Consider the following 12,392-nt stretch of genomic DNA (forward strand, 5'->3'; position numbering starts at 1 on the left):
TTGCAGCAGTTCAATCCGGGTAATGGACAAGAGGTTCGCATTCAAAATACGAACAGAATCAGACATCATAAAAAAAGAAATATGCTATTAAAAAAGAGAATCAAAAAGTTTCTCCCAAGATTGATTTACAGAATCTAAAGAATATTTACGGCTCGTCACTATTGCATTTTCCGCCATACGCTGACGCTCATCAGACGACTGCATCAGGACAGACAGCTTTTCTGCCATAAGCGCAGCATTATATCCCTTTTTATCATACGGCAAAATTAAACCATTTTTACCGTCTTCCACAATATCATATACAGCAGAATAGCTCCCGTAAACGGCTGGCACCACCCCAAAACTCATACACTCCGGCAGCACCAACGGAAAACCTTCAAACTCCGAAGTCAGCAATAAGATGGAAGCTCGCTCATAATACCCTCTTGGATTCTGAAAGCCCTCAAAAGAAACGTTTTCCAACTGCGATTCAAATACTTGATTCTCCAGATTCACCCTGTCCGGCCCATCACCCACTATAGTCAATCGCCAATCCGGATAACGCTGTTCCAACAAAGCCCAAGTTTGCAAAATCCGCAGCACACGCTTTTGATTACAATCCAATCGCCCGACATAGATTATCTCTTTTTGTTTGAATAAGGGCGGCAAATTACCCCCCCCGTTACAACATCTTTTAACATTTTATTCCAATGAATGCATACACTTCCACGTGAAAACAAGAAACTTTTGTCCCGTGCCGCTTTTGCCATACGTTCCCGGCTTCTCTGGTTTTCCATCAATTCTAATAGCATTTCGGCCATTGCCTTAGGACAGAAACCCTCTTTAGAACGATATGGCACAATCCGTCCGTCCTTTCCGTCTTCAAGAATATCATGGACAGCCGTATAACTATCCAAGACAATAGGTACAACTCCAAAACTCATAGCTTCCACAATCACAAGTCCGAACCCCTCATATTCAGAAGTCAAAAGCAATAAGGAAGCCCGCTCATAATAAGAACGAGGATTACGAAACCCTTCAAACCGAATATTTCTCAACCCCAAAGAACTCGCATACCTTTCCATACCCTCCCTATCCGGCCCGTCTCCTACAATTACCAATGTCCAATCAGGACATACACGTTCCACTTGCGCCCATACATCAACCACACGAAACACCCTTTTCTGGTTATTATCTATCCGGCCTACGAACAAGACCTCCTGACACTTCTTAATAAAGTCAAGTTCATAACCAGACGTTTCTATAGTGACTGGATTGGTAATAACCGCAAGCTTTTTTGTGTCTTTCAAACGTGTGAATTTTCGGAATCCATCCACAAAACTTTCCGACAACACCACATAACGGTCGCTATTGCGGTACACATACCGCATGCTTGCAGAAGTTATTTGCTTAAATACCCCATGCGCCATCCAAAGAAGAAACTTTCTTAACGGATTTCCCGTTTTTTCCAGAAGGAGTTCCACAGACTTTAATTTTCCGTTAGTAGAAGGATCATTGTGGTAAACAGCAATCGTTTTAACCCCAAGCCCCTTGGCCGCTTTCTTCAAAATCAAAGCTAGAAAAAATGGAAGTCCCCATTGGTTGATTACGACTTCTATATGACGGCTTGTCAAGATGCCTCGTAATGTAGCCACATTTCCATGCCCCACATGATAGCCACTTAAGACATAAAAAGCGATGCGGTCGTCCAATCGCTGCCTCATGAGAGGCGAAGGTGGTTTAAAAGTAACAATCGTCACTTGATGGCCATGCTCTACAAAACTCTTTGCCAACACAGTCGTTACCATCTCCTGACCTCCGAGTTCAAAGGCTTTCATTAAAAAAAGGATGTTCATAAAAAATCATTTTATATTTGAAGTCTATTTACACAGCCTTCAAACAAACTATTCCATTTTTCCATAATCACCTCAATCCTAAAATCTTCCATTCTCTTTTTTGCCGCAGTCCTCAGTTTAACCCTTAATGACCGACTTTCAATCAACATGGAAAGATTCTGAGCAAAAGCGTCGACATCACCAAACGGACAAAGCAATGCTGTCTCCTTATCAGATAGCAGCCATTTCACCCCAACTATATCAAACGCACAAATAGGTACACCCATCATCGCGGCTTCCGCTAAGACCAAGCCAAATCCTTCATGTTCCGATGTCAAGCAAAAGATAGAACTTTCCAAATACTTTTCCATCACATTGTCAACAGCGTCATTCAGTTTAAATGAATCTGCCACCCCCACAGCGTCTATCCTGTCCTGCAGCCAAGCCTTATCAGGTCCCATACCGTAAACATCAATTTGCCAACCTTTGTATTTTGAATGTATCCTTCGCCACACTTCCACCAACAAATCCAACCGTTTCTGTTCATGATACCTCGCCACACATATTATTTTTTTATTGTCCAACTCAGACAACACAGGAGAAACCAAGGGGGTGAAATTCCCTATCACCACACAATTCTTCACATTCCAATAATGTTTGTCTTCCTCGGTAAGTACCACGAACCTGTCATAACGCGCATATATAAATTGCGCAATCCCAAAATACAACGTTCTAAATATTTTACTTTTGTCATGCAAATTATAATCCATCCCGACTTTAGAAAAGTGAATCTCCATGACTTTAGGAACCCTCCTTTTCACAAATGGAATTATCCATGTCAATACCTGTGTCTGCGCATTGATTACAATATCAGGATTTACCTCTTGGATTACCTTACCTACTTTTCTAATATCCTTTGCGATACAACCCAACTTCTTCATTATGGTTGCATTCTCCCCCCCGATTTTATTGTCCTTATTATCAGATTATTAGAAAGTTTAAAAGCAGATTCCACTTTACCGTTGTATGTACATATTGTAACTTCGTGACCTAACACATCAGACAAATAATTGGCTTTATCCACAACAATACGTGCCATGCCACCTTTGTAGCTTAAACCGTTGATAAAATACAATATCCTCATGATTATTACATTTTTATATTTTTACCCATGTATTCGGAAAGATATCAGGTAGTCCTGTGCCATGGTTCCACCATTTCTGGGGATAATAGATTCTCTTTTTCTTCCGTCCCAACCTCGCCCCCCAATAACTAAAGGTACTGTTAGCCATTATACCATATCGGCATTGTGACATCAAATACATATCAAGCGGAGAATCTGTACCAGAATTCCAATCCACAAAAACAGCACGGTTCCCTAATTCCAAATTCTGCTTTACCCATTGAATATCATCTGAAAAGCAAACAAACCTTACGGATGGACATATCTCTTTCATGCTTTTCAACGCCCTTTGATAATAAGAAAGCGTGCAACATCCCTCAAAAAGAGATTTAAAAGTCGGAGACAAATAATCTCCACGACGTACATGAACAAAACAACAATCAGAAGAACGAATCTCGGATAAAAGCAACCTGTTCTTTTCAGAGAGACCAGACTCGTCTACCTTCCACTCTAACCAAATATTATCATCCGGTATATATTTTTTTGTAAACTTAAAAGGGAAAAACACAATAGCCTTGGGATATTTACAGATTTCCTGATTCAAATCCAACCATTTAGAATTTGGAACACATCGTTTATACAAATAAAATAGCCCCGTAACAGGAAAAACCCACCAAGGTTGACGAGGTAATGACACCTTAAACCATTTATCAATTTCTAACCCATAATGTTCTGACAGTTTCTTTCCATACAAGCCATAAAACTGCTCTTGAGGAAAAAGCCTTTTCAGGTAAAGATAAAAGGCATAAGCAAACATCTGATTACCTAAACCTCCTGTAAATACCAGTATTTTCACCGTATAAAATAATTAGTCCGTATTCAGTATTTTTACCACACGCGCAGGATTCCCACAAGCAATACAATCGGAAGGAACACTTTTGGTAACAACACTTCCAACACCGATTATAGAACGCGCACCAATCGTCACACCTTTTAAGATAATACTATTAACCCCTATCAATACATCATCTTCGACAACCACAGGCGCACAACGTTTTTGCTTAGCGTCTTCCTCTCTAACCCTACGTACATTGAAATCCAAAGCATGCGCATCTGTATCCATAACCTTCACATTTGCTCCTATTTTCACATAATTGCCAATTGTTATACTTTGGGCAGCCCAGAGTACCGTGCTACTCATACCTACATGATTTCCTATGCATATGCAGGCATTCTCCCCTGCATAAAAAAAACTTCGATATTGCCACAAAGTGGATTCCGATGCCCGCCGCTTGACATATAAAAATTATCCCCGATAGAAACCTTTGCCGAGGGATCTATATTTAACCCCACATGCCCGTGTATTACACAATGTCGTCCTACGCAGATGACACACGCCCTCAACTTCATATAATTTTTGTATCGGTTACATAGATTAAAAAGCCTGCCCATGCAGGCCTTCAAAACATACAACCCTTTCATGCCACCTCCCCTTCTTTTGAAAGGAAGTAAGCCGGAACCGCATGCCTTTCTTATAGAATATTAATATTTATTAACTATATAGAAGAGGGTAAAATATGGCTTATCCAACGATAACGCATTTCGACGTATTTCCGGTACAGGAAACAAAAGCAACGAGCCGTCCATACATCCGGATAGTCATTCAATTCCAAAGATATAGTATCCGTATCAAACGAAATATATTCTAATCTCTGCTTAGAAATGAAACGTCCAGCAATATACCCACCTTTTCTAAAGGTATTTAAATGCCGCTCCACATAAGACTGAGGATAATAATTCAAACAAAAATTCCCATAAGTTTCAAATTCGGAAAAACCATTGGAAACACCGGGTTCAACCGCATTTATAATTTTTTCTATCCAGTCCTCTCCCCTAACGCCACACGAAGATATCCTACCTATCAGATCTGCCATGATTTGCTTGTCAAACATCATGTGTTCCGCAATATAAGATTTCTCATTAAATTCGGAGATATCCAAAATCCTTTTTATTGTGTCAAAATAAGGTTTATGGAATTCCTTTTTCATAGCGAACATAACCTTCCCATCCACAAAGAAATCTAGCTTCCTCAAAGGAATCGTATCAGCGTCCCAAGACAAGTAATATTGATTTTGGGAATAATCGCTCAATGCAAAACCCATCTTAATAAACTGTTGCAAATACCACCCCGGACGGCCATCCACGTTGCCACTTTGTTTGAGCAGGCTCTTTATTCGGAAAAAAGACAAACCCGGCAGCAACACATTCTCGTCAACCACTTCCATCCTCCTGGCTTCTTTGGGCAAGTACTTCCGGTACCTCGCATCCGTAATGATGTATATATTATCCGGGGAAATATACTTCACCACATACTGCAATACCCTGTCAAGCATCCCATAGTCCTTATAAACGACCGGGATTATCAAATCAAATTTATTCCTTTCCATACCCTATTTACATTTAAACCTTTCTAAGCATACACGTAACAACCGCTTGGCCTTTGTCCAAGCAAGAGGGAAAAAATAGAAATGTATCGCGGCCCGGGTCTGGGCTAATGTCAAAGCCCTACTGTGCCTTAACAGAATCCCGGTTTCTTGATGGATATACCTGCTAAATTTCGCATAGAACTCCTTAAACTCCGGAGTAAATATTTGTTGCCGGGAGAACAAGATGGTATCCCACAAACAAGCAATAGCCTGGGCGCGGAACGGCCAATAATCCTCACGCGAAACATGCAAATCAGCAAACTCAAGCAAGCCTTGGTAAATCGTCACCAAGTCGGTATTCATTTTTTGCTTTCTTGAAGACATAATACTGCCAGTTTTTCGAAGCCTATACACATAAACCGGATCCGGCAGAACATAGCAAGATTGCGCCAGATAAGTCATTCGGATTCCAAAATCCCCGTCTTCGTGATACACACCCGGCAGAAAGCGCAAGTTATTGTCTAAAAGGAACTGCCGACGCAAGATATAGCGTTGGCTGGCTCCTTTCAGATTCCCCACAAACATATATTCCCGTCCGGTCCTTGCAGACATGGAAGGGAAATTCTCAGCAGACTCCCTTCCGGTAGCCTCATCATGATGAAGCAAACGGGTAGCAATCATATCCACTCCATCACATCTTCGTACCACATCAATAACTCTGCTCACAGCTTCGGGAAGAAGCCAATCATCACTATCCACAAACCACACGTATTTGCCTTTGGCAAGGTTTAACCCCGCATTGCGCGCACAACTCAAGCCTTTGTTTTCTTGGTTTACGACAGTTATGTTGGACATCGTAGGAATAAATCCACTTGCAACCTCCATAGAATCGTCCGAAGTACCATCATTGACCAATATGACCTCATAAAGTGCCTCAACTTCCGGAGACCAAATGCTTTTTAAGCAACATAAAATATAGTCACGCACATTATAAACGGGAACAATAATTGTCAGTAGCATGTTGTTCTATATTATACCATTTATAAATAATGAAGAAAACAGATAAAAACGTTGCATCCGTAACCCCAATGAGACTTGTAGCAGAACGCATAATCAACCATGACAACAATAAGGCATACAAAACGTTCTTGCCCGGCGATGGCCGAGCCATCTTATACAAACATACGTTATAAAAAAGGTATCCGGCCAATCCGACCAACCCCTGATTAGTCAATAAGGGCAACCAAACCGATTCTCCCCCATAAAATTCATTATAGAATGATGAGGGATTGAATTCCATCCCTTGGCCAAACAAGGGTGATTGCAAAAAGAACCTTAATGCGATGGAAAACTGGACCATCCGCATTTCCGTGGAACTTCCTCCCGCATCGTCAGCCACATCGGATGCAAATACGGATTTTAAAAGGTACAAGACATAATCGCCTTGTAGCAACAGAAAACAAACAAGGATTAAGAGAAAAGGCCTTATCTTTCGAAAGGATATTTTCATATCACGGAATATCATGACAAAAGGGAACAGCCCCAAAATCGGAGTACGTGACGTACATATCACGACCCCACTTAACAACAAACAAATCCCCATAATTATCCAAGCCTTTCCACCGCGTGCCACTTTCAATAAATACCATACAAGAAGGTACAATAGCGTCACGCACAATACGCCATAACTTATGGCATGTGGAATAAAAGACCTATAACGTTCACGACCAAAACGCACCAAATCATTGTCTGAAAAGAACGAAAGTTCCTCATTGGATACAGATTGAATATAATCATCCAAAGGATTTATGCTCAATAAGGGGCCTAATAACCCATTTCCACATAAGAGAACTATAAAAAACAGATAAGAATAAACAGCAAAATATATATCTTTCCGGTTCTGCAAACAACAGTAATATACATACGAAAAGCATAACACGCTAATCAAAATTCTTGGAATATAATTCAATGCCATATCCGGATACAAGCAATTCAACACATAGGAAACTGAATAAATGACAAAACATTTTTTTAAAGGGAATTTCTCTTTCACAAACAAGTGCCTCCTCAGCCCAAATAGAGATATTGCAAATAAACAAAAGGCAAAATCAACCGTCATACTCGGCAACAACCTTACATTCATTCCAAAAAAAAGCTTAAAAGGCATAAACAATAATACCCCCTTCTTAAAATCATATAAAGTCAATAGGACGAAAAAAGCGAATAATACATAAATAATAGCCATACGCCTATTTTACCTCTTTAGTTTCTCCGCTATTCGGGACAAATAATACTTAACTGTAGAAATGCCATCATAAAAAATTTCTACGGGTGGAATACATCTCAACAATGGATATCTCATTTTATATACGAGCAACTTTTCTTTTATTTTCTTGTGATGATAGTTATATTCACTAATTTCCTCTACACCAACTTCATCCGGATGCAAAATCAATTGTTCCCAACGTTCGATGTTTTTTTCTACACCAAAACGGGATTGTATAAAATCATATAATGCCCCAACATCATCCGAAGGAGACTTAATACGAGCTATGATATATTGTGCCAATCGGGAAGGATTCCGGTATAAATAAGACTTATTAAAAACAGTATCCAAATAAGCAGGATGCAAAACCGTAGTAATACTACAACCAGCAAGTTGCATTTCCATAGCTGTTATAGGCAAACATTCCGACACTCCTGTAGGATTAGGTACTGCAACCTTACATTTTCCCATTACGCCTAATTTTTCTTCTTTCAAGATTCCCAGAAAATGAACGGAAGGCAACACTTCCCCCTTTTCATTTGTCAAATACGACATAAACAAATCCTCATAATCTTTTTCCGCAATCCCATATCGTCCTAACCCGGCATCCCGATTGTACAGTTTACCACTCCCGATTACATATAATTGGGCATCGGGAATCTCACTCAACACTTTTTTCCATGCACTGGCTAAAACATGGAACCCTTTTGCACGCACTATACTGCCCATGTAAACCACATTATGGTTATCCCTATCCTCAGCCGCATAATACTCCCGTTCTTTTATTGGGAATATATTGTATATGTAGGTAGACTTTAATGTGGCCAAATGGTCACGGTACAATTCCATTTGCTCACGCCCCACGTTCACTATCTTTTGAACGTAAGGCAACTTCACAAATAAATCCAACAAGGAATATTTCACAGTATTATGCGCCCAAACAAGAATGGACAAGGATTTCGAAAAGCCATCCAACACATTTTTATCAAAATACTTAATATCCACAACCAACAAGTTTATCCCCAAGTCACAGCATTTGACGCAAACATCGTACAACTGCCCTGCATAAAAAACATTCTTATGAGGAAATGTTCCCTTAAAATTCACAAAAAGGTATACATCTATTTCGTTTTCTCTTTGTTCCAACAAATAAGGAACTAACAAAAACTCGTATTCCGACCCACCCAAGCCCGGGTTTCCAGTTATAATAGAAGAATAATCACCCTCTGGTAATGTTGGGTTATTCAAATAAAAGGCAATTTTCTTTTTCATAATGTTTTTACTTATTTATATGCCTACCTACCGTATTTTTCAATTTTAAAATCAATATAGAATATGTGTCATGATTGACACTCACAAATACCACTAAACCTATGGCAAAGGTAAATCCTAAAATCCACCCTTTTTCCATCAAACTAACAAAATAAAGCAACATGATAATTAGTATGTTATATACTATTACCGCCTTTGCTTTAAACTCTACAAAACCCGCAGAAAAGAATATTCGGCTCACCATCGACAATAAGTGAGATAGGATAATAGCCACGCAAGCACCCAACAAACCATATTGAGGTATCAGCAAGTAATTGAAAACGATGGCTCCTACCCCTCCAAAAATAGTGGAAATAAAAATATAATTACTTTTCCGAATTGCCGTAAAAACAGAACCAACAAAAGCCGAAGTGTTTGAAAATAAAACCGACAGACATAACAATGGAACATACTTCCAAGCTTCCATATATTCTGCTGACGTAAACAGCATGACAAACAACTTTGAAAACAAGACCAATACCATGCAAAGAAACGTCTGCATACCGAAAACCACCCGGAACATCTTATTGTAGTACAGAGAAAAATCTTTTTTTGCAAATTCTTCTATTGCCGTTATATTCCATGCTTGTTGGAATAATCCAAAAACCATATTCAGCACATTAGGTAATTTGTTTGCCACAGCAAACAAACCAATGGCAAACATCCCTACATGCCGTTCCAACAATGGCCGGTTTAAACTGGACACCAACCACCACATGATGGCCGTTGGAATCAGCGGTATGGAATATTTCAACATTCGTTTTAGACAAGTCCAGTCAAACATAAATACGGACAAGAACCGATATGAACGGGAATAGAAAAAAGTAAATATTCCAGTTATTGTATTAGCGATTATCATCGCAGTAGCAAACCCATAAACACCCGTATGAGGAATGAGTAATATGGAAAAAAGAGCTATTGATGCCGATTGCACAATCCCGGTAAAACTGAACACAGACATTTTATTGATACCACGACAAAAATCCTGCGCATATTTTTGAAACAAATTTGAAATTAAAATGCCATAGACATACCATATATATTCAAAAAAGCTATTCTTCGCTCCGATAAACGTCAACAGAAAGAAAGCAAAGGCGCACAATAAACTACAAAAAATCTGAAAAAAGAATCCAGATGAATAGTACTTTTTTATTTCAACTTCTGTCGCTCCTGAAGGAAACACAAATATGGCATCACTCACATCACACGCCACTACGTTAAGCAACAGCCCTGCATAAACACCCATAATGTCGGTGACACCATAATCTGCGGGTGAAAGCCAACTCGTGTACAACGGCAACATAATAAACCCCATTAACTTGGAGCCCACATTGCCTATCAGGACAAATGATATGTTTTTGGCTAATATTTTATTTCTACCCATGTTTCTGAAGTGCTTGACGGGCTTCTTGCAACGTACAGAAGCCTTCATCTTTCACAAGGTCACGTTCCATCTCTTCGGCCCACCAATCAATAGCCGTATCCAAACCAAATGACAAGGCCGATGATGAATTAATAGTCGCAACCCGTTCAAACCCAGCACCTAAAAGTACCAACAGTTGCATGGGAACCACTTTGTCGAACACTTCCACATGCGGAAAAAAAGACTTGTAATCACACTTGTCACGCGGATGAGGCTTGATTACCACATTATCCTCGCCATAATGAGACACTATTTTTCTATAAACATTCATCTGTTCCTCCTCTGTCATGTGCCCGTCTACGGCATAAGGCTGCGTCAACAAGATGACTTTGCAACTCCTGAATCTGTCCATACATTCTTCATCAATATTAAAAATCCTAAGAATAAGCTCTTTCTTGGATTCTGGAAAACTGTTCCATGCTTCTTCAAGACGCATGACTATTTTCTCTTTCCCCTTATGGTAAGGCTTGTCATAAGGGGAAGAAGTATAAACAGCGGTAACTAGACGTGATGTCCCGACAGGGTGACAATAATAATCCCCGAAAAAAAATCTCGCTATCATACGTTTAAACGAGGGTGCTTTTTCAAACGACATATACCGTGCGTAAAGACTGCTCTTTTCCCATATATCCAACACGTTCGGGCAGTCTTCTACATACCCCATCTTCAGCCCTCGCAACAACCACCAATTAAAATCCAATCCAAAAATTTCCGAACGAAAAAGTTCCGGATACTTGATTTTCCGTATGGCAGGTACTAATAAAGCCGCAACAAAACGATTCCTAAAATACAATTTCCTCAAATCTAAAAAATACCGGTGCGGCATATGCCTTCGTATTTCCTCAGGAATATCTTTCGTAAAAAAATACACTGTATCCTTTATTTGCTCTTCCGTAGAAAGGAAGAGGTAAAACATGAAACAATACAGTGAGTTTGGCATACAGACCCTTTGATGTTTTTTTACCATATATTTTATTTATTAAAAGCCTTTTTTAATGAAACAGAAATTCCATAAATAGACCGTAATAATGGAATTTGCCTTATTACTATATACCCTGCTACAACAAAAAGTATTTTTAAAACAGTTTCTAACATCAATGTAAATTCTCCATTTTTCATTGAGCCTCTCATTATACTCTCTGTGATGCCGGTTAAGTAATCCACACTGTGGATACAAACTAATGCAAGGCTATTCCTTCCTATAAAAGAAAAACATTTCGCACCAAATGACAATTGAGTGTCCGGACATATTTTATAAATAATAAAGCAACAATATAATGCACCGATGAACTGCAGAAACAAAAACCTATAAATCATAGAAGCCATACTAACTTCCCCACATAAACAACAAAGAATAGCTATGCTATATCCAATCACTAAAGACACTTTATTCCTAAATAATACCTCACATACACTAGGGTTATTTATTTTATAGCCTAAATACATGAATCCGATAGAAGGAATGGCATTTAAAATATCAAACGGCAAAAGATTAAAATAATGCCTCCAACCCATTGCTAACAAAAATCCTCCTCCCAACATGACTATACGCCATACTTCACTTTTCATTCGTAACAAAAAAAAGAAGAAGATTGCCGAGACAAAATAGCACATCAAAAACCACAACGGCCCCACAGCATAATCTTTATAATGTAATACAGGTAAAGAACCATTTGCCATCAATATGGATATCCCCCAATCATAATCCTCTTTTGTAATTGATAAAATACACCATACTATCCCCCCTGTTACAATATAAGGAACCAGCACCTTCTTTGTATTCCGCCTTATAATATCCATAATAGGCCTTTCCTTATATAAATAGCCACTAATAATAAAGAATAGCGGCATATGAAAAGCAAAAATTACTCTTGAAAAAGCATGTGGTAATGCACAATGCCCTATCACCATAAGAATAATTCCCCCCCTTCATTAAGTCAAATTTTACATTCCTCTCCACATTTTTAACTTTTAGACTTTCTTATATATTATTTCAGCAATCTCAATTATTCATTTGGGAAGCATGTTA

The 12,392-nt window shown here is 39.0% G+C and carries 12 protein-coding genes; all 12 read right to left on the reverse strand.

Annotated features, from left to right (window positions below; translation table 11 throughout):
• Positions 1-87: 87 nt before the first annotated feature.
• Positions 88-582: a glycosyltransferase gene (locus AC5RDV_RS03335; protein ID WP_282747985.1), complete on the reverse strand. Its 495-nt coding sequence runs from the start codon at positions 580-582 to the stop codon at positions 88-90.
• A gap of 35 nt (positions 583-617) precedes the next feature.
• Positions 618-1,835, reverse strand: a complete 1,218-nt coding sequence (locus tag AC5RDV_RS03340) for a glycosyltransferase (RefSeq protein WP_282747986.1) — start codon at positions 1,833-1,835, stop codon at positions 618-620.
• A gap of 11 nt (positions 1,836-1,846) precedes the next feature.
• Complete coding sequence (locus tag AC5RDV_RS03345) at positions 1,847-2,755, reverse strand: glycosyltransferase (protein WP_008628532.1); 909 nt, start codon at positions 2,753-2,755, stop codon at positions 1,847-1,849.
• A 216-nt stretch (positions 2,756-2,971) separates the two neighbouring features.
• Positions 2,972-3,793 (reverse strand): alpha-1,2-fucosyltransferase, encoded by an 822-nt coding sequence (locus tag AC5RDV_RS03350; protein WP_282747987.1) that lies wholly within the window; start codon positions 3,791-3,793, stop codon positions 2,972-2,974.
• Positions 3,794-3,805: 12 nt separating this feature from the next.
• The gene (locus tag AC5RDV_RS03355) at positions 3,806-4,138 is read right to left on the reverse strand and encodes a DapH/DapD/GlmU-related protein (protein ID WP_008628538.1); all 333 of its coding nucleotides are present in this window, start codon (positions 4,136-4,138) and stop codon (positions 3,806-3,808) included.
• Between the two features lie 355 nt (positions 4,139-4,493).
• Positions 4,494-5,384: a DUF6492 family protein gene (locus AC5RDV_RS03360; protein ID WP_262708104.1), complete on the reverse strand. Its 891-nt coding sequence runs from the start codon at positions 5,382-5,384 to the stop codon at positions 4,494-4,496.
• 3 nt (positions 5,385-5,387) lie between these two features.
• Entirely contained in the window at positions 5,388-6,383 is a 996-nt protein-coding gene (locus AC5RDV_RS03365; RefSeq protein ID WP_130894257.1) for a glycosyltransferase, read from the reverse strand.
• Positions 6,352-7,608 carry an O-antigen ligase family protein gene (locus tag AC5RDV_RS03370; protein WP_130894256.1) on the reverse strand — a complete coding sequence of 419 codons (1,257 nt, stop codon included), beginning with the start codon at positions 7,606-7,608 and terminating at the stop codon, positions 6,352-6,354. Before AC5RDV_RS03370 ends, AC5RDV_RS03365 begins: the two co-directional genes overlap by 32 nt.
• Positions 7,609-7,617: 9 nt before the next feature.
• A complete protein-coding gene (locus AC5RDV_RS03375) occupies positions 7,618-8,901 on the reverse strand; it encodes a glycosyltransferase (protein ID WP_008628543.1) in 1,284 nt (427 codons plus the stop codon).
• 7 nt (positions 8,902-8,908) lie between these two features.
• Positions 8,909-10,324 (reverse strand): oligosaccharide flippase family protein, encoded by a 1,416-nt coding sequence (locus tag AC5RDV_RS03380; RefSeq protein WP_282747988.1) that lies wholly within the window; start codon positions 10,322-10,324, stop codon positions 8,909-8,911.
• The gene (locus tag AC5RDV_RS03385; protein ID WP_232038499.1) at positions 10,317-10,925 is read right to left on the reverse strand and encodes a glycosyltransferase family 52; all 609 of its coding nucleotides are present in this window, start codon (positions 10,923-10,925) and stop codon (positions 10,317-10,319) included. Before AC5RDV_RS03385 ends, AC5RDV_RS03380 begins: the two co-directional genes overlap by 8 nt.
• Positions 10,926-11,335: 410 nt before the next feature.
• Complete coding sequence (locus AC5RDV_RS03390) at positions 11,336-12,274, reverse strand: acyltransferase family protein (RefSeq protein WP_282747989.1); 939 nt, start codon at positions 12,272-12,274, stop codon at positions 11,336-11,338.
• Positions 12,275-12,392 lie beyond the last annotated feature (118 nt).

Source organism: Paraprevotella sp. (assembly GCF_986071375.1).